This is a genomic window from Hyphomicrobium sp. MC8b (genome assembly GCF_905067615.1).
Lineage (GTDB): Bacteria > Pseudomonadota > Alphaproteobacteria > Rhizobiales > Hyphomicrobiaceae > Hyphomicrobium_B.
Genome location: NZ_LR898465.1, coordinates 1,031,565 through 1,050,289, shown reverse-complemented (window position 1 = coordinate 1,050,289; position 18,725 = coordinate 1,031,565). Strand labels below are relative to the sequence as shown.

The window sequence follows — 18,725 nt, the reverse complement described above, 5'->3', positions numbered from 1 at the left end:
GTATTGGCCACTTTCCAGTGTCTAAAGCCATCCCGCCAGCTCGCGTCGAACGACCGCTTCAATAACGTCCACCCCTTCGGGACTATCATTGAGAGCCGGCAAATAGGCGAATTTTTCTCCGCCGTTCGACTCGAAGATATGCCGGTTCTCGCGATCAAGTTCCTCAAGCGTTTCGAGACAATCGGCAGAAAAACCCGGCGCGACGAGTGCGATCTTTTTCACACCCGATTTCGCCAATGCTTCGACGGTCTTGTCGGTATAGGGCTGCAGCCAGGGATCGGTACCGAAACGCGATTGGAATGTCGTCAACCACCGGCTTTCCGGAATTCCCAATTTCTCGCGCAAAAGCCGCGACGTTTTCTGGCATTGGCAATGATACGGATCGCCAGCCGCGAAATACTTCTCCGGCATACCGTGAAATGTCGCGATGATTTTCTCGGGCTCGAAATCGAGCTTCGAAAGCGCCGCGCGCATCGACGTCGCCAGAGCCTCGATATAAGCCGGATGATCGTGATAGCTCGGCGACGTCCGGATCGCCGGCTGCCAACGCATCTTCATCAAGGCCCTGAATGCCTGATCATTCGCCGTTGCCGTCGTCGCCGCAGAATACTGCGGATAAAGCGGGACCAGCAGAATACGATCGCAGCCCTGGTCCTTCAGCGCCTTGATCCGGCTTTCTGTCGACGGATTTGCGTAGCGCATCGCCCAATCGACGATGACACGCGGATCGTTGCCGAGCCGCTGCGCCAACCGCTCGGCCTGATTGCGAGTGATCGTCTTCAGCGGACCTTCGTTCTTTTCGTTATTCCAGATCGTCGCGTAGTCGCGACCTTTGCGCGACGGGCGCGTCGTCAAGATGATAAGATTGAGGATCGGCCACCATTTCCACTTGGGTTCCTCAATCACGCGGTCGTCGGATAGAAACTCCTTGAGGTAACGGCGCATCGGCCAATAGCTGGTGCCATCCGGCGTACCGAGGTTGAGCAGCAGAACGCCGATGCGGCCGAGCGCGACGGGTGGATGCTCTCGCGGCAACGCGACCGGCTCGCTAGCGAAATTGCCTTGTTTCGGAACTTCGTTCATCGCGCTCTCCCAACGCCGGCGTTTATTGCGATCCTACAGGATCAGGCCCGGCGCTTCGACGGGGTACGTCTTTCGTCTTTCGCGGCCACTCTCGGCTTCGCCGGAGCAGGCCGTAATTCCGGTGCCAGATCCCGGACTTCCGCCGCAACCGGCGCAGCTTCGTCCTGGACACCTACTTGGCCCGAAGGACGCTGGACTTCAAGCTGCGGATCGATAGAACGGCTGCAGCGCCAATAGGATGCCACGCGGCCAACGAAAGCGTCGGACTTCTCGGCAAAGAGGCGCTTGACGCGATATTCCGCTGTGGCGCGCAAGAGTTGCTGCTGCTGCCGACAGAGCGTTACTGCAGCATTTTTCTGCTCATCGGTCATCGCTGGAGACTTGGCCGCCGCTGCAATCAGTACCGCCAGATCATGATCGTCGCCGAGAAACTGCGAGAGTTCGCGTGCCGCGTGCGCCCTGACGGCAAATTCATCGGGCCACGCCTTCGACAAAAGCGACATCTGCCGCCAATGCCATTGCACCGCCTTGCGCAGATCATGAAAATTCTCGTCGGTCGGTTCTTCGTAGGCATACTTCGATGCCTTCCGCCCTTTGCGATAGCTTTCCGCAAGCCCCCCGGAGAGCGCTGCAAAGCCACGCTTGCTGAAGGGCATCTTCGCAAACTTTGCGGCTTCACGCTCCAACAGATGCTGCGCCCTGCGCGCAATATCGGGCTCAAGCGTTTCCGGCTCGTCTGGCGTCTCGGCCGTCAGCGCCAACTTCAGCGGCGCAAGCGACGCTGCAGCATTCGCAACATCATTCGAAAGTTTGCCGATTGTCTCCAGCATCACGGTACGGTCGCGGCGCGCTGACAGCAGTCTGGCAATCTCACCCAGCGCCTTATTCCGCTGCCGAGCCTTATCGCCGCCGATGGCGCCGGCGGATAACCGCACCAGCGAGCGCAGCCGCTTCAGCGACTTACGGCACTCGTGGACGTTTTTAGCTCCGACATCCGCCCCTGCGAGTTCAGCCAAGGCGGCGTCCAACTGCTCACGCGCAATCCGGCGAAAGCCTTTTTCAACAGGCTCATGGGTTTTGAAGCGATACGGCATACGCAGAAACGGCTCTGAACTCGGGCGAGGACGGGAAATCGTTAGCGTAAATTCGAACCACACAAAACTGTCATAAACGAGTGCGCTGACAAGGTCCTGGTTAACACGAAATTCGTCCGTCTATCGAGTTTGCAACTGTCGCAACCAGAGTTCGATCCGCTCATCGGGGCGGGCGGCCGTAAAGAAATCAGTAATCACGGCGAGGCTATCAGCGCCCGCTTCTAATACTCCGGCCGCACGCTCAGGCGTCAAACCGCCGATTGCAACGAGTGGCAATGCGCCGATCCTGCGCCGCCATTCCTTAATTTTATCAAGACCTTGCGGAGCCCAAGGCATCGCCTTCAGCTTCGTTTCGTAGATCGGCCCGAGCGCCACATAATCAGGTTCGGCCGCCAGCGCGTTATCGAGTTCGACAATATCGTGCGTCGAGATCCCGAGCTTGATCCCCGCGAGCTTGATGGCTTCGAGGTCAGCGTCGCGCAGATCGTCCTGTCCCAAATGGATAAAACCGACGCCCGCGTCCAGCGCTGCTTCCCAATAGTCGTTGAGCACCAGCGTACAGCCATGCTCCTTGCAAAACGCATTGGCGCGTTTGGCTTGCGCCGCAACATCCGCGGCGGACGCGTCCTTGATCCGAAGCTGCACGAACGTCACGCCGAGAGGCACGATGCGCTCAAGCCAGCCGACATCCGGCACGATGGGATAAAAGCGATCGAGGATCATCTGCAGAAAACTCTGATACCGCCGCTACTCAATCGAGATCGAAAAACGGCGTGCCTGCGACGGGCGTTGAGGGCACGGCCATATCACGCGCCGGAATGAGACCAGCTTCGTATCCTAGTCGTCCCGCCTGAATCGCAGCTGCGAAAGCGGCCGCCATGCGCACCGGATCGGCAGCCTTGGCGACTGCCGTATTGAGCAGCACCGCGTCGTAGCCTAGCTCCATCGCCAACGCCGCATGGGACGGCGCGCCGATGCCCGCATCGACGACGAGCGTAACGTCAGGGAAATAAGCCCGCAAACTCTTTAGCGCCGGAGCGTTGGCCAAACCGCGTCCGCTGCCAATCGGCGCGCCCCACGGCATGATGACCTCGCATCCAGCACGCTGCAGACGCTCAGCAACCGACAGATCTTCCGTCGTATAAGGAAGCACCTTGAAGCCGTCGCGCGCCAACACGCCGGCGGCCTCCACCAACCCGAAGACGTCGGGCTGCAACGTGTCATCGTTTGCGATCACTTCGAGCTTGATCCAAGTCGTATCGAACAGCTCGCGCGCCATTTGCGCGGTCGTAATCGCCTCGCCCGCCGTCCGGCACCCGGCCGTGTTCGGCAGCACGCGCACACCGAGATCACGAATGATTTCGAGAAACCTCTCGCCAAGCTTGCCACCGGCTGCCTCACGACGCAGCGACACCGTCACGACGCTTGCAGCCGAAGCCGTAACCGCCCCTTTCAGGATTGCCGGAGACGGATAACCCGCCGTTCCGAGCAAAAGCCGCGATGCAACCGTCTCGCCGTAGATCAAAAAGCTCTGCGCCGTGTGCAGCTTGTCGTCACGAATGTTCATATCGACCCAAAGGCCTCATCTAGCCGCCCAGATCTAACCACCTTGGCGCGCGGAAACGATCTCAACCCGATCGCCGCCGTCGAGCGCCGTCGTAGCACGCCGTGCCTCGGGCACGAACTGACCATTAAGCGCGGTCGCGACCTTGGCACCGGCAAGCCCCTGCTCTTCGATCAGAGCTTCAAGCGTACGGGCCACGCTTTCGGTTTTTCGGCCGTTGACGACCAGTTCGATCCTGGCCTCGTGTTGTACCATCGCCCTATCTTCTGACCTGATCGCCGGACATGGGAATTTCAACATCGTTTACCAGAGCGCATGCCGATTTTTTACCTCATATCGTCAAAATCGATCAAAAAGGCCCCGCCAATCCGCCGCATTGCTCCCTTCCATCTCTCCGCTTCGCAGAACAAGGACCGCCCGCACATGTTTGCCCGCCTGTTGTCGTCGCGCCGTTTCGCGCCGCTGTTCTGGAGCCAACTGCTGGCGGCGCTCAACGACAATCTGCTCAAGAACGCGTTGGCCATGCTCGTCGTCTACAAGCTGGCGATGGAGAACGGCCCGGCGTTGGGCACACTGGCAGGCGCCGCGCTCGTGCTGCCGTTCTTCCTCTTCTCTGCACTCGCGGGCCAGCTGGCCGACAAGTTCGATAAGGCTAAAGTCGCAGCGCGCGTCCGGTTGATCGAAATTCCAATTGCGGTCGCTGCCGCCGCGGGCTTCCTGATCCCATCCGTGCCATTGCTGTTCGTTGCGCTGATCCTGTTCGGCACCCTGAGCGCCTTTTTCGGACCGGTGAAATACGGCCTGCTGCCATCACACCTCGAAGTGAAGGAATTGCCATCTGGCAACGCCTTGATCGAAGGCGCAACGTTTATCGCCATTCTGATCGGCACCGTCGGCGGTAACTTCGCGTCCGGCAGCCACGCGGAGCTGATCGCGGTCTCCTGCGCCATCATCTGCATTTCGGTTCTGGGCTGGCTGTCCGCACGCCAGATCCCGCCAGCGCCGTCATCCGTGCCCGATCTCAAGATCGACAGAAACATCGCAACCTCGACGATCACGTTGCTGAAAGATCTGCGCAGCGACAAACGCATCTGGCAAGGCGGACTGATCACCTCATGGTTCTGGCTCGTCGGTGCAGGCGTTCTTGCGCTGCTGCAGAACCTCATTCCTCAGGTGCTGAACGGCGCACCCTCCGTTTATACGTTGGCGCTTTTCACATTCGCGGTAGGCGTCGCTTTCGGATCGGTCGTCGCCGCCCGCGCCAGCTCCAACCGCCCGAACCTCGCCCTCGTTCCGATCGGCGCTCTGCTGATGGGCATTTTCCTGCTTGATCTCGCTTGGCTCGCTTCAAGAATACAGCCCGCCGCGACGCCAATGACGCCGTGGGACGTGCTCACGACGCTCGGCGGACTCCACATGCTTATCGATCTCGCAGGCATCGCAATCGCGGGCGGCTTCTACATCGTGCCCGCGTTTGCCGCGGTGCAGGCTTGGTCGCCGGTCGATCACCGCTCGCGCGTCATCGCAGGCTGTAACGTCCTTTCGGCTGCATTTATGACCGTTGTCGGCCTGCTGATCGCCGCTCTGCAGTTCGAAAAAATTTCCGTCGCCACGCTTTATGCGGTCCTCGGCCTCGCCAACATCGTCGTCGTCGCACTCGTCCTGCGCGCGTGGGGCGCCGAGGGCGTGAAGGATGTCAGCCTGTTCCTGTTCAAGACGTTCTTTGGGCTCGAAGTGCACGGCCGCGAAAACCTTCCCAAGGCCGGCGAGCGCGCGATCATCGCGCCAAACCACGTCAGCCTGCTCGATGCGGGCCTCATGCACGCCTTGGTGCCGTCGCACACGGCCTATGCCGTCGACACGATGATTGCGCAAACATGGTGGGCAAAGCCGTTCCTGAAGCTCACGCGTTTCTACACCATTGACCCGACACGCCCGCTCGGCATGCGCGGCCTCATCACCGCGGTCAAAGAAGGAACTTCCATCGTCATCTTTCCGGAAGGTCGACTGACCGTCACCGGCGGCCTGATGAAAGTCTACGACGGCACCGCCATGATTGCCGACAAAGCCGACGCGCCGATTATCCCTGTGCGCATCGATGGTCTCGAACGCTCGCACTTCGGCTACCTCAGCAAAGCGCAAACACGCAAAGCTTGGTTCCCGAAAACGACGGTGACGATCCTGCCGCCCGTCTGGCTCAAGATCGATCCGGCCCTTCGCGGCAAAGCCCGACGTCAGGCAGCGGGAGCGGCCTTACAAGACATCATGACCGACACCGCCGTGCTGACGACGCCGATCGACCAGACGCTGTTCGAAGCACTCGTGCTTGCCCATCAGACCCGCGACACCGGCAAGCCCGCCATCGAAGATCCTCTCGGCACCAAGCTCACGTACAAAAAGCTGATCGTCGGCGCACAGGTGCTGGGCGCCAAGATCGCGCCAATGCTGCCGCCCGTCGGATCATCCGTCGGCGTCCTGTTACCGAACTCGGCTGGCGTCGTCGTCACGTTCTTCGCGCTGCAGACGATCGGCCGCGTCCCTGCGATGCTGAACTTCTCTGCAGGCCCTGCAAACGTCGTCTCGGCGTGTAAGGCTGCGAAGGTCGACATCGTTCTGACGTCGCGTGTGTTCGTCGAAAAGGGACATCTCGAACCGCTGATCAAAGCTCTCGAAGGCGTCGTGCGCGTCGTTTATCTCGAAGACATTCGCCCGACGATCACCTTCGCCGACAAGGTCAAGGGCCTGATGCAGGGCACCCGCCCGCAGGTCGCGGTCGATTACAACGCTCCGGCCGCCATTCTGTTCACGTCAGGTTCGGAAGGCACGCCGAAGGGCGTCGTGCTTTCGCATCGCAATCTGCTCGCGAACTGCGCACAGACACTGACGCGGGTCGCATGCAACGGCACCGATAAGGTCTTCAACGCTCTCCCCGTCTTCCATTCGTTCGGGCTGACGGCAGGCGTGCTGATGCCGCTCGTCGCTGGCGTGCCGATCTTTCTTTATCCAACGCCTCTGCACTATCGGATCATTCCGGAACTCGTCTATCAGTCGAACGCGACGATCATGTTCGGCACCGATACGTTCCTGACGGGCTACGCCCGGGTCGCCCACCCTTACGACTTCGCCCGCGTACGCTTGGTCGTTGCCGGTGCCGAAGCCATCAAGGACCGCACGCGCCAGCTTTACATGGACCGCTTCGGCGTACGCATTCTCGAAGGCTACGGCGTTACAGAGACTGCGCCCGTCCTCGCGCTCAACACCCCACTTGCCAACAAGGCGCACAGCGTTGGGCGCATGTCGCCGCTGATGGACTACAAGCTCGAAGCCGTGCCCGGTATCGAGCAAGGCGGCCGCCTCTACGTCCGCGGTCCGAACGTCATGCTCGGCTATTATCGCGCGGAAAATCCCGGCGTCCTCGAACCGCCGGCCGAAGGCTGGCATGACACCGGCGATATCGTCGAGATCGACGCACAGGGCTTCATCTTCATCAAGGGCCGCGCCAAGCGCTTCGCCAAGGTCGGAGGTGAGATGATTTCGCTGTCAGCCGTCGAAGCTCTCGCCGCCGAACTTTGGCCGCAGCAGACGACGGTCGTCGTCGCGCTTCCCGATCAGCGCAAAGGCGAACGCCTTGTGCTGCTGACAACCGACGCCAAATGTAAGCGCGAAGACTTCCAGAAATTCGCTCGTCACAAAGGTTCGACGGAGCTGATGGTCCCGGCGGAAATTCTCGTTGTCAGCAAGATCCCACTGTTAGGCACGGGCAAGCCCGATTATGTCGCGAGCCTTGCGCTTGCCAAGGAGATGGTTGCCGCAAAGCAGCCGACGTCAGGGAGCGCTGAACAGAAGCCCCTCACGCCGGCTGTCTGAGAGGTAAGCCAGCACCTCGCGCGCGAGCACCGGCGCCAGCAGGAACCCGTGCCGGTACGCGCCGTTGACGCGGATAACTTTGCCGCCGTCTTCGACGACGATGCGCGGAACGTTATCGGGAAACGCAGGCCGGACACCCGCGCCCATCTCCAAAACCGACGCTTCGCCGAACGCCGGGTGCAAGGCATACGCCGAACCCAGAAGATCGAGCGCCGACTTGAGCGTCATCGGCCCGTCGTCCTCCCGCTCGACGACACTCGCCCCGACGACAAACCGTCCGTCGCCCTGAGGCACGATGTAGATCGGCTGCCGCGGATGTAACAGCCGCACTGGCCGCGAAAGGCCGACGTCACGCGTTTCGATAAGCACGCGCTCGCCACGCACGCCCCTCAAAGGCTTGAGATCGCCTTGTGCGCCGATACCCCGGCAATCGACGACAATGCCGTCCGCGTTACCGTTCCACTGCACGCCGAGATGGAGCTCTCCGCCCAGCGCTTTAATTTGATCGAGAAGCCAATCCAGTGCCTTCCGCGCATCGAGATGCGACTCTGCTTCGAAATAAAGCCCCCGCTCAAACCTACCTGCGAGCGCAGGTTCGAGTTCGCCGATGCGCGCCGCACCTACGAGGTCATGTCCCTCGGTCATGTTTTGGAAGCGCGCCAGATCGCCTGCGTCGCGCGCGTGCGCCACGACGAGCGTGCCGTTGTCGATCGTCGCCGGATACACATCACGCCAGATCTTCAGCGCCTCTCGGCCGAGATCGCGAACGATCGGCGGTGCGCCCTCGGCTTCGCATTCCGGCGCAATCATCGCGCCTGCCCACCGGCTCGATGCCCGCGCAAACGGCGCGCTACTTTCTTCAATGAGGCGAATGCGATAGCCGGCTTTGGCCAGCGTATAAGCTTGCCAAAGGCCGAAAATGCCTGCACCGACGACGGTGATGGTCGAATTGTTCACGTCTAAAGCTGCCTGCTGCTGTCTCTCAATCGCCGAGCGCTACGCCTTCGCGGCGCGGATCTGCTCCGCCTTCGAGCAAAGCGCCATCTCGCGCAACCGTATTGACGCCCGACGTCATCGTCGCGCCAGCGACGGCCTGACCGTATAGCGTAAGTTCATAAGCGGGCCAAAGGATCGGCTGCGAATATTCGATCAGTACCGGTCCGCCCTGGCTGCCGAAGTTGGTTAGAGACGCCGCCTGTTGCGCGTTCATATCCCAATCGATCATCGCAACGAGCGTCTTCACGACATAGAGAATGATCTGCGACCCGCCGGGCGAGCCGGTCACGATCTCCGGATTTCCGTCCGCGCCGAGCACGATCGTCGGCGCCATCGAGCTACGCGGACGCTTTCCACCTTCGACGGCGTTAGCGACAGCTATGCCATGATCGTCGACAGGCTTGAACGAAAAATCCGTCAGCTCGTTGTTGAGCAGGAATCCCTTCGCCCACAGATGCGAACCGAACGCGCTCTCGATGGTCGCCGTCATCGAGAACGCATTGCCATCATCGTCGATGATGGACATCTGCGTCGTGCCGGGCACCTCATACGTCGCATCGACGCCGAATGTCTTCTTCGCGAGTCCCGGCGGCAGACCCGGCTCGGCTTTCTGCATCGCTCTCTTCGGATCGATCAGCTTCCGCCGCTCGGCGAGGTAGCCATCGTCAAGCAAACCCGAGGGAACAGGAATGCGCTCGGGATCGCCGATGTAGCGGTTGCGATCGGCATACGCGAGCTTTTCAGCTTCCGAGACGATGTGCAGCGCTGGCGCGGTCATCGCCGCAGCCGGACCTTGCACTTGCGGGAACAGTTCGATGAGCTTCAGCACCGCGCCGACCGTCAACCCGCCAGACGATGGCGGCCCCATCCCGCAGACTTTACGCCCGCGATAATCGACACAAACCGGCGGCCGCTCCGGCGCGGCATACGAAGCGAGATCGGCGGCGGTCATATCGCCTTTGATGCTTGTCGCGCCTTGCACAGCCGCAACGATCGCATTGGCAATATCGCCGGAATAAAAAGCCTCCGGCCCCTTATCCGCGATCACGCGAAGCGTCGCGGCATATGCCGGGTTCTTCAGCAATTCGCCTTCCGCGCGCGAGCGCGTTCCGCCTTCGTAAAAGTACGCGCGCGCTTCCGGCGCAAAGTTTTGCGGGTCGTCTTTCGCAAGCAGAACAGCAAGCCGCGGCGAAACGTGAAAGCCGTTCTCCGCAAGCTTGATCGCCGGATCGAACAAATCCTTCCACGGCAGCTTGCCGTGCTTTTCATGCGCCACATAAAGAGCGCGCAACACGCCCGGCACGCCGACGCTTAGGCCCGACAAAACGGCATCTTCGAAGGCCATCGGCTTGCCGTCTTTGGTCAGGAAGCGGTCCGGCTTCGCGGCGGCAGGCGCCGTTTCGCGTCCGTCGTACGTCGTGACCGAACGCGTCTTCGCATCCCAGTACGTGATGAAAGCCCCGCCGCCGAGCCCCGACGACTGCGGCTCGACCAGCCCAAGCACCATCTCAGCCGCGATTGCAGCATCGACCGCGGACCCGCCGCGACGCAGAATCTCGCGGCCGGTCTCCGCCGCCAGCGGCTCTGCCGCAGCGATCATATGCCGTTTGGCGGTAACGAGTGCTTTCTCGGTTGTTCCCGATGCAGCCTCAGGCGGCGGCCGAAATTCCTGCGCCGACGCTACGGTAGCGACAAGCAGACACGAAGCGGCGAGTAAAATTCGAAACGTCATTCCATCTCCGGGGAGGGTGTACCGCACCCGGCCCAAAGCGCGTGCGGAGATCAATAGCTTTGCTGGATGAAACTCTCGGGCGTTCCGTCTTCAGGGTTGACGAAGATGATATCCTTGGGATCGCGCCGGGGCGTATCGACCGAAAGAAATACCACTGGTCCTTCAAGGATATCGGGGAGCGCATGGACCGTCCCCTTCTCAAAGAACAATAGCTGACCGGGACTGAATTCCGCAATCGTCGCCGGATCTTTCATCCAGAACGTGCCGCGACCTGAAAACACATAAAGATACTCGTCGCACGTGGCGTGATAATGCGGCGGCGTCGGCTTGTAGACGCGGAAAACCCGCGCGCTCGCAGCCTCCCTGTTCGTGAGGTAGCGGTCGACGAGCAGAGTCGTCGCTGTCTCGGGAAACGACGCGGCGACCTCGGCGATATCGAAACGGCCCGTCGCCGAAGCTTCCGGTTTTTCGCTCATGAATAGAACCTCGAGTTTCCCGGTCTCGACAGTACCCCGCAGTGGCAAATCCGGCACGCGGCGCGATTCCCCTGTTTATGGCGCTTTGACAGTGGCTGTCTTTCGAATGCGCACCCGCTAGTTTCCGGCCGGGGAGACCCATTTTCGATCTGGAGGGGCAAATGCGCTCATTGAAACTCGGATTTGCAGTGGCTGCAGTAACGTGTGCACTTTCTGTAACGGCTCAGGCCGGCAGTTGCGTCAGAGTTGCAGCGGTCGGCGATGGCCTGACCCACGACCTCGCCGTTATCATGTCGACCCACGGTCTCGCGAACATCATCGAGGGTAAGGGCCGCACCGGCAAAGGCCCGGTTCACACCAAGTGTGTGCCCAGCACGTTCGGCACCCAGTGCACCTCCTGGCAGAACGCCTGCAACTAGCTCTCGATAGTAAACTGACCGACATCATCGCGCGGCCAAATTCCGTCGGCCTGGTTTCGCGCGATGATGCCTGAGGCCCTACCAGTTACGGCCGCAGCTGCTGTGTTTCCGCACACACCGGCAATCCATACTGAACAATCGTCTCGAAAACGGACGCGGCACAACGCGGCCAGTGTTCCTATTTTGTTCCCGCCGCAGCTCTATCGAAGCCCGCACTGGTTCAGACAAAGAACGAACATCGTCTGTCCCCGTCATCGAACCGCAACACGCAGTGCGAAAATTTCGAAAACTCTTGGAAAGTCAGCGATCCGAGCACAATCGGCGCCCAACTGTGACTTCCCTGCTCTGCCGATAAAAACGGTCCTGAACTATACCCGCTCTTCATAATTCGGCGCACAGGATGATCACCCGTTCTGTGCATTGTTAACTATTGTTGCCAAACCGGAGCATCCCCCCGATGAATCTGCCACGTCGCCTCAGCGGATTAGCTCTCGCCGCCCTCATCATGGCTGGCGGACTGGTTTCCGCGTCTTCGGCCAAAGCCGAGGATCTCGTCGATTTTCTCTGGGGTGGCAGCCCTGAATATGGCGGTGGCCGCAGCATCGTCTCATTCGACCCGCAATATAAGCCGGGCCAGATCATCGTCTCGTTCTCCGATCGCCGCCTCTACTGGATCATGAAGCCGGGCGTTGCGCTGACCTACCCGGTCGCCATCCCGACCGGCGAAGCCCGCTGGCAAGGCGTTACCAAAGTCTCGGCAAAGCGCGTCAACCCACCGTGGACGCCGACGCCTGAAATGGTCCGCAACAACCCCCGCCTGCCGCGTTGGGTCCCCGGCGGCCATCCGATGAACCCGCTCGGTATTCGCGCGATGTATCTGGGCTCCAGCGCCTATCGCATTCACGGCACAGACGCGCCGTGGACCATCGGCCAGGCCGTTTCGCACGGCTGCATCCGCATGACGAACCAGGACGTGCTGGACCTTTATCCGCGCGTGCCGGTCGGAACGCGCGTGACGGTCACGTGGCAGCAGTTCAAGACGCAGACCATCTCGGATGGCAGCAACCTGCCGCGCTATACCGACAAGGACTCGAACCCGCGGGCCGCAGCGGCGGTGCCCGCCCAGAGCCAGCAGCCCGAGCAGACGGCCGCCAAGCAATCGACGGGCGGCGGCATCGAAAGCCTGTTCTTCTGGGACGAGCCGAAGAAGCCGGTTGCGACCGCTTCCGCCTCTGAACCGGAGCCGCAGAACGATCAGCAGAACGCGCGCGACGCCACGAAGGACGATGACGATTTCGTGCCTGAGAAGAAGGCCGAAGCGGAAAAGCCCGCAAAGAAGGTTCACGAAGCGCGCGCCGTAATTGAAGAGCAAGCCCCGACGGACGCGCCGAAGAAGAAGGCAACGAACGCCTCGGCCGCCAAAAAGAAGCCGGCGGCCGCTGCCGTCGCGAAAGTCCCCTCGGCTTCCGATCCGTCCACGGATCCGACGGTTGCAGTTCCGGACCCTGTCAAGCCGACAGCTGCGACACGGGCATCCGACGCGACGCCTCGTGCCACTAAGGCATCGGTTTCGAGCAGCGAAATTGCTCATGTCCGGCAGGCATCGGTTCGAGTGCAATAAGCTGCCACGATCCGGCCTTGGAAATGCAAGGGCGGCTCCCACGAGCCGCCCTTTTTATTATCCTTCCCCGCGTCTGTCGCCGATCAGCCTAGCCCTAGGTCTTGTTGCAATCCGACCGCCACGGCGGCTATGCTCGGCCAACCTTCAGTTGGACAGATGGCGACCTTGACCACTCTGCTCGATACCGTCGGCATGCCGCCACGTCCGCGCCATCCCGAGAAAGCTTCGCATACTGATACCCCGGCGCTGCCCAAGCCGAACTGGCTACGCGTGCGCGCCCCCGGCTCGACGGGCTACGACGAAACCCGCTCGATTGTCCGCGCTCATCGCCTGCACACGGTCTGTGAAGAAGCCGCCTGCCCCAACATCGGCGACTGCTGGCAGAAACGCCATGCCACGATGATGATCATGGGAGGCGTCTGCACGCGCGCCTGCGCGTTCTGCAACGTCGCAACGGGATTGCCCACCGCGCTCGATCCTGACGAACCGAAGCGCGTCGCTGATGCCGTCGCCAAACTCGCCCTTGAGCACATCGTCATCACGTCGGTCGATCGCGACGACCTGAGCGACGGCGGCGCGGCCCATTTCGCCGCAACGATCCATGCCATCCGCGCAGCGTCTCCCGAGACGACCATTGAAGTTCTGACGCCGGATTTCCTGCGCAAGGACGGCGCGCTTGAAATCGTCATCGAAGCCCGCCCGGATGTCTTCAATCACAACCTCGAAACCGTACCGGGCCTCTATTTGAAAATTCGCCCCGGCGCGCGCTATTTCCATTCGCTGCGGCTGTTGCAGCGAGCAAAGGAACTCGACTCGAGCGTCTTCACGAAATCGGGCATCATGGTTGGCCTCGGCGAAACACGCGAAGACGTTCTACAAGTCATGGACGATCTGCGTTCCGCCGACGTCGATTTCCTGACGGTCGGACAATACCTGCAGCCGACGCGCAAGCACGCCGAGGTCAAGCGCTACGTCCCGCCGGATGAGTTTGCCGGTCTCGAACAAGTCGGACGCGCCAAAGGCTTTCTGCTCGTCGCCGCCTCGCCGCTCACTCGGTCGTCCTTCCACGCAGGCGATGATTTCCGCCGCCTCAAAGCGGCCCACCGCGACCGCGTCTCGCCTTAGCCCGAATAGAGAAACCAATGCCGAAGTTTGCGGCCAACCTGTCGCTGCTGTTCAACGAGCTGCCGTTTCTCGATCGCTTCGAGGCCGCCGCAGCAGCGGGCTTCGACGCCGTGGAATTCATGTTTCCCTATGACTTCGAAGCCGAGGACATCCGCGCCCGCCTCAAAGCCAACGGGTTGCAGCTCGCTCTATTCAATCTTCCCGCCGGTAATTGGTCGGCAGGAGAACGCGGCCTCGCGATCTATCCGAACCTTGTCGGCGAATTCCGCGACAGCGTTACCCGCGCGGCGAAATACGCGACGACCCTCGGCTGCAAACAGCTTCATTGCCTCGCCGGCGTCGCCCCCGTCGGCGGCGACATACGCGCCATGCGCAAGACATATGTCGAAAACCTGCGCCATGCCGCGCATGTGCTGGCCAACAACGGCATCACGCTCCTCATCGAAGCGATCAACACCCGCGACGTGCCGGGCTACTTTCTTGACACCACGGCGAAGGCCGCCGACATCGTCGAAAGCGTGGAAGCGGAAAACCTCCGCCTGCAGTACGACGTCTACCATATGCAGATCATGGAAGGCGATCTTACCCCGACCATCGACAAATATCTGAAGATGATTGCCCACGTGCAGATCGCCGATACGCCAGGCCGCCATGAACCCGGCACCGGCGAGATCAACTACCCGTTCATCTTCAAGCATCTCGACAGCGTCGGCTATACCGGCTGGATCGGCTGCGAATATCGCCCACGCACAACGACCTTCGAAAGCTTGGCGTGGTTTCGCGAGTTGAAACCGCACGTCGGCTAAGCGGGACCGAAATCGGCGCGTTTATGTCGACGCATCTGTCGGCGCCGCCGTCCCTGCCTTGACGACCTTCTCGGTCAGCGCCGGCCCGCAAAGCTCGATGAAGCGATAGGCGAATCCCCGCAGAAAACGTCCGCGCCGTAGCGCAATCCGAGACGTTGACTGCGGAAAGAGATGCGTCGTGTCGAGCAGAGTGAGACCCGTGTCCCGTTGTTCATCGTAAGCCATTGAGGCGACAATGCCGATGCCGAGCCCGACCTCGACATACGTCTTGATCACATCGGCATCAAGCGCGGCCATGACGATATCAGGAGCAAGATTGGCCGACGCAAACGCCGCATCGATTGCCGGACGTCCCGTAAATCCCTCGTGATACGTGATGATCGGCCATTCGGCGATCTTATCGAGCGTCAATGGAGCGCCGTCGTCGAGCGGATGCCCCTTTGGAACAATCACAGCGTGGTGCCACGAGTAGAATGGAAACGACACATGCTCGGGCGTGTCTTCCAGCGCCTCGGTCGCGATTCCGATGTCCGCGGTGCCATCGCTCAGCATAGCCGCGATTTCCTTCGGCGTGCCTTGCTGCAGGATCATATGGACGTTGGGAAACTCCTTTCGGAATGCGGCAATCGGCCCCGGCAACGCATACCGCGCCTGCGTGTGTGTCGTCGCAATCGTGATCTCACCGCGATCCGACTTTGCGAATTGATCCGCCAGCCGCTTGATGTTTGCCGTATCGAGTAATATGCGATCGACGATCTGCGCCAGCTCCTTGCCCGGTTCCGTCAATCCCAGAAGCCGCTTGCCACGGCGCACGAACAGCTCGACGCCGAGCTCATCCTCGAGATCCTTGATGTGCTTCGAGACGCCGGATTGCGACGTGTAGAGCGCATTCGCAACTTCTGTCAGATTGAAATTACGCCGCAGCGTTTCTCGAATAATGCGGAGTTGCTGGAAATTCACGACGCGTTGCTACCGTTCTGATCTGAGAAGACACGCAATTTGCGTGCCTTGAGTTTAACACGTTGCCCGGCCGAAAGGCCGAGTGATTGCAGTTCGCGCCCCGGAATTTCCACCTCAAAAAATTCCTTCCGGCCCTCTCGCGCCTCGCCGTTAGCAATAAGTTCCACACGCGCAAGCGCACCGTTGCCCAGAATTCGGTTAATGCGTGCCGATACGCCGTCCTCAGACTGGTCATAAGAAACAATCTCAGTGTCCTGCGGCCGGCTGAACGCAATGACCTGCTGGCCGTCGGAGAAATGCATGTCTTCGATGCGAAGCCTCTCGTCGCCGATGCGCACGTAGCCTTGTTCGACACGCCCTCGAAATTCGTTGACGGATCCGATGAAGCCATAGGCGAACGCCGTCTCTGGATACTGATAGATCTCACCCGGTGCACCGATCTGCTCGACTCGCCCCTTGTTGATCAGCACGATGCGGTCCGACACTTCGAGCGCTTCGTCTTGATCGTGCGTCACGAAGATCGACGAGATATGCAGCTCATCGTGAAGCGTGCGAAGCCAGCGACGAAGCTCTTTGCGCACTTTTGCATCGAGCGCGCCAAACGGTTCGTCGAGAAGAAGAACGCGCGGTTCGACCGCGAGCGCACGCGCCAGGGCGATACGCTGACGCTGGCCGCCTGAAAGCTGCGACGGAAAGCGGTTTGCAACCCAGCCAAGTTGTACAAGCTCAAGAAGACGCGTAACTTTAGCGCGTATCTCTTTCTCACTCGGCCGTTCGCGACGCGGCCGAACCCGCAGCCCGAACGCGATATTCTCGAACACAGTCATGTGCCGGAACAGTGCGTAGTGCTGAAACACGAACCCGACGCGCCGCTGCCGCACATCCTTGTCCGTCGCGTCGACACCGTCGAGCAATATTCGTCCGCTGTCGGCGTGTTCAAGCCCGGCAATCACCCGCAGAAGTGTCGTCTTTCCGCATCCCGACGGGCCAAGCAAGGCGACGAGCTCGCCGTCCGGGAATTTCAGCGAAATATCGTCAAGCGCCTTGAACGTACCAAAGTTCTTGTTGACGGCTAAAACTTCGATGCTCATCAGCCATGCTCCTCGGTAGCCGACTGGCCTGCCCGCCATTCGACGTAAGTCTTCAACACCAGCGTCACGAGTGCCAACAGAGCGAGCAGCGACGCCACCGCGAACGCGGCCGCGAATTGATATTCGTTGTAGAGAATTTCCACATGCAGCGGCATCGTGTTGGTCTCGCCGCGAATATGCCCAGACACGACCGACACGGCGCCGAACTCACCCATGGCGCGCGCATTGCAAAGGATCACGCCATAGATCAGCGCCCACTTGATGTTCGGCAACGTGACACGCCGGAACGTCTGAAAACCTGAGGCGCCAAGCGAAACCGCTGCTTCCTCTTCGTCCCGCCCCTGCGCCTGCATCAACGGAATAAGCTCGCGCGCAATGAATGGAAACGTCACGAAGATCGTAGCCAGAACGATGCCCGGCACCGCGAATATGATCTTGATATCATGATCCCGGAGCCAAGGCCCGAACCAGCCCTGCAGCCCGAAGATCAGCACGTAAATCAAGCCTGCGATGACCGGCGATACCGAAAATGGCAAATCGATCAGGGTGACGAGCAGATTTTTTCCGCGAAACTGAAATTTCGCGATCGCCCATGCCGCCGCCACGCCGAAGACGAGATTTAACGGCACCGATATCGCAGCAGCCAACAACGTCAATCTGATGGATGCCAGCGCATCAGGCTCGACGAGAGACGCAAAATAGGTGTCCACGCCTTTGCGGAAGGCTTCGGCGAACACGGCAATCAATGGCAACAGCAGGAACACTGCAAAGAACGTCAGGCCAAGTCCGAGCACGACGGCTTTCACCCAAAAAGCATCGCGCGTCGCAGGATTGGCTTCGAACTTTCGCGCCCCATCGAGACGCGCATCGAACGTACCAGCAAGACCGGCCATCAGATCGCCCTCCCCGTTCGGCGCGACGTCCACGCCTGCAAGCCGTTCACGATCAACAGCAGAATGAACGAGAAGACGAGCATCACCGATGCAACGGCCGTAGCGCCGCGATAATCGAACTGCTCAAGCTTCGTGATGATGATCAGCGGTGTGATTTCCGAAACCATCGGGATATTGCCGGCGATGAAAATCACCGAGCCATACTCTCCAACGGCCCGCGCAAATGCCAGCGCGAAGCCCGTCAGAAGTGCAGGCAACAACGCCGGAAAAACCACGCGTTGGAATGCCTGCCTGCGGTTAGCACCAAGGCTCGCCGCTGCCTCTTCAAATTCCGTCTCAAGGTCTTCGAGGACTGGCTGCACCGTTCTGACGACGAACGGTAAGCCGATGAACGTCAGTGCAACAAGCACACCAAGCGGCGTGAACGCGACCTTGATGCCAAGCGGCTCCAAGAGACTGCCAATCCAGCCGTTCTTCGCATAAATGGCGGTCAGCGCGATGCCTGCGACCGCCGTCGGCAAAGCGAACGGCAGGTCGATCAGCGCGTCGACGATCTTGCGACCGGGAAATGTGTAGCGCGTCAATCCCCACGCCAGCAGCAAACCGAACACCGCGTTGATGAGAGCCGCAAGAAGCGACGCGCCGAACGTCAATTTGTAAGACGCGACGACTCGCGGTGCAGCGACCGCTGACCAGAACTCACCCCACGACATCGTCGCGGTTTTGAAGAAAACGGCCGACAGCGGAATAAGGACGATCAGCGACAGGTACGCGAGCGTAAACCCGAGCGACAATCCGAATCCCGGAAGGACGCGTTTGCGTGAAGCGCTTGCCATGACCCGCTAAATCCTAGGCCAGAAGCGCGACGGCAACGATGAAGCCGGAGACGGCCAGAACCGTCGCCCAGGCAACCACGGCGCCCAACATCTGCGTATTGAGGATCATTTCCGCGCCTCTGCTAATGCGAACAGAGCGCATACTATGTGAGAGGCCGCGCC

At 60.5% G+C, this 18,725-nt stretch carries 17 protein-coding genes; 5 read left to right on the top strand and 12 right to left on the bottom strand.

Annotation, left to right across the window (positions count from 1 at the left end):
- Window positions 1-21: 21 nt before the first annotated feature.
- From hemH to thiS, 5 genes are all read right to left on the bottom strand, one after another.
- On the bottom strand, window positions 22-1,083 hold the full coding sequence (gene hemH, locus ACLB1Z_RS05085) for a ferrochelatase (protein WP_409562336.1): 1,062 nt from the start codon (window positions 1,081-1,083) through the stop codon (window positions 22-24).
- Between the two features lie 41 nt (window positions 1,084-1,124).
- Window positions 1,125-2,177 carry a CHAD domain-containing protein gene (locus ACLB1Z_RS05080; protein ID WP_409562335.1) on the bottom strand — a complete coding sequence of 351 codons (1,053 nt, stop codon included), beginning with the start codon at window positions 2,175-2,177 and terminating at the stop codon, window positions 1,125-1,127.
- 120 nt (window positions 2,178-2,297) lie between these two features.
- Window positions 2,298-2,900, bottom strand: a complete 603-nt coding sequence (locus tag ACLB1Z_RS05075) for a thiamine phosphate synthase (RefSeq protein WP_409562334.1) — start codon at window positions 2,898-2,900, stop codon at window positions 2,298-2,300.
- A gap of 28 nt (window positions 2,901-2,928) precedes the next feature.
- Window positions 2,929-3,744 carry a thiazole synthase gene (locus ACLB1Z_RS05070; RefSeq protein ID WP_409562333.1) on the bottom strand — a complete coding sequence of 272 codons (816 nt, stop codon included), beginning with the start codon at window positions 3,742-3,744 and terminating at the stop codon, window positions 2,929-2,931.
- A gap of 33 nt (window positions 3,745-3,777) precedes the next feature.
- On the bottom strand, window positions 3,778-3,996 hold the full coding sequence (gene thiS / locus ACLB1Z_RS05065) for a sulfur carrier protein ThiS (RefSeq protein WP_409562332.1): 219 nt from the start codon (window positions 3,994-3,996) through the stop codon (window positions 3,778-3,780).
- Between the two features lie 168 nt (window positions 3,997-4,164).
- On the opposite strand from thiS, the gene ACLB1Z_RS05060 reads away from it, so the two are divergent.
- Window positions 4,165-7,608: an acyl-[ACP]--phospholipid O-acyltransferase gene (locus tag ACLB1Z_RS05060; RefSeq protein WP_409562331.1), complete on the top strand. Its 3,444-nt coding sequence runs from the start codon at window positions 4,165-4,167 to the stop codon at window positions 7,606-7,608.
- Here the strand turns inward: ACLB1Z_RS05060 and ACLB1Z_RS05055 are convergent.
- From ACLB1Z_RS05055 to ACLB1Z_RS05045, 3 genes are read right to left on the bottom strand one after another with little or no spacing between them, the layout of a single operon-like run.
- Window positions 7,567-8,565: an FAD-dependent oxidoreductase gene (locus ACLB1Z_RS05055; RefSeq protein ID WP_409562330.1), complete on the bottom strand. Its 999-nt coding sequence runs from the start codon at window positions 8,563-8,565 to the stop codon at window positions 7,567-7,569. The two genes, ACLB1Z_RS05060 and ACLB1Z_RS05055, sit on opposite strands and share 42 nt — an antisense overlap.
- A gap of 25 nt (window positions 8,566-8,590) precedes the next feature.
- On the bottom strand, window positions 8,591-10,336 hold the full coding sequence (gene ggt, locus ACLB1Z_RS05050) for a gamma-glutamyltransferase (protein ID WP_409562329.1): 1,746 nt from the start codon (window positions 10,334-10,336) through the stop codon (window positions 8,591-8,593).
- 50 nt (window positions 10,337-10,386) lie between these two features.
- Window positions 10,387-10,812, bottom strand: a complete 426-nt coding sequence (locus ACLB1Z_RS05045; RefSeq protein ID WP_409562328.1) for a cupin domain-containing protein — start codon at window positions 10,810-10,812, stop codon at window positions 10,387-10,389.
- A 161-nt stretch (window positions 10,813-10,973) separates the two neighbouring features.
- Here ACLB1Z_RS05045 and ACLB1Z_RS05040 point away from each other — a divergent pair, with 161 nt between their 5' ends.
- The 4 genes from ACLB1Z_RS05040 to otnI all read left to right on the top strand — a co-directional run bounded on the left by ACLB1Z_RS05040 (window position 10,974) and on the right by otnI (window position 14,783).
- Window positions 10,974-11,231 carry a hypothetical protein gene (locus tag ACLB1Z_RS05040; protein WP_409562327.1) on the top strand — a complete coding sequence of 86 codons (258 nt, stop codon included), beginning with the start codon at window positions 10,974-10,976 and terminating at the stop codon, window positions 11,229-11,231.
- Between the two features lie 457 nt (window positions 11,232-11,688).
- The gene (locus tag ACLB1Z_RS05035; protein ID WP_409562326.1) at window positions 11,689-12,852 is read left to right on the top strand and encodes a L,D-transpeptidase family protein; all 1,164 of its coding nucleotides are present in this window, start codon (window positions 11,689-11,691) and stop codon (window positions 12,850-12,852) included.
- 156 nt (window positions 12,853-13,008) lie between these two features.
- Complete coding sequence (gene lipA / locus ACLB1Z_RS05030; RefSeq protein WP_409562325.1) at window positions 13,009-13,977, top strand: lipoyl synthase; 969 nt, start codon at window positions 13,009-13,011, stop codon at window positions 13,975-13,977.
- A 17-nt stretch (window positions 13,978-13,994) separates the two neighbouring features.
- Window positions 13,995-14,783 carry a 2-oxo-tetronate isomerase gene (gene otnI, locus ACLB1Z_RS05025; RefSeq protein WP_409562324.1) on the top strand — a complete coding sequence of 263 codons (789 nt, stop codon included), beginning with the start codon at window positions 13,995-13,997 and terminating at the stop codon, window positions 14,781-14,783.
- A 21-nt stretch (window positions 14,784-14,804) separates the two neighbouring features.
- Here otnI and ACLB1Z_RS05020 read toward each other — a convergent pair whose 3' ends face one another.
- From ACLB1Z_RS05020 to cysT, 4 genes are read right to left on the bottom strand one after another with little or no spacing between them, the layout of a single operon-like run.
- Complete coding sequence (locus ACLB1Z_RS05020; RefSeq protein WP_409562323.1) at window positions 14,805-15,743, bottom strand: CysB family HTH-type transcriptional regulator; 939 nt, start codon at window positions 15,741-15,743, stop codon at window positions 14,805-14,807.
- Window positions 15,740-16,834 (bottom strand): sulfate/molybdate ABC transporter ATP-binding protein, encoded by a 1,095-nt coding sequence (locus ACLB1Z_RS05015; RefSeq protein WP_409562322.1) that lies wholly within the window; start codon window positions 16,832-16,834, stop codon window positions 15,740-15,742. Before ACLB1Z_RS05015 ends, ACLB1Z_RS05020 begins: the two co-directional genes overlap by 4 nt.
- The gene (gene cysW, locus ACLB1Z_RS05010) at window positions 16,834-17,727 is read right to left on the bottom strand and encodes a sulfate ABC transporter permease subunit CysW (RefSeq protein ID WP_013946363.1); all 894 of its coding nucleotides are present in this window, start codon (window positions 17,725-17,727) and stop codon (window positions 16,834-16,836) included. Before cysW ends, ACLB1Z_RS05015 begins: the two co-directional genes overlap by 1 nt.
- Window positions 17,727-18,563: a sulfate ABC transporter permease subunit CysT gene (gene cysT / locus ACLB1Z_RS05005; RefSeq protein WP_409562321.1), complete on the bottom strand. Its 837-nt coding sequence runs from the start codon at window positions 18,561-18,563 to the stop codon at window positions 17,727-17,729. Before cysT ends, cysW begins: the two co-directional genes overlap by 1 nt.
- Window positions 18,564-18,725: the final 162 nt, after the last annotated feature.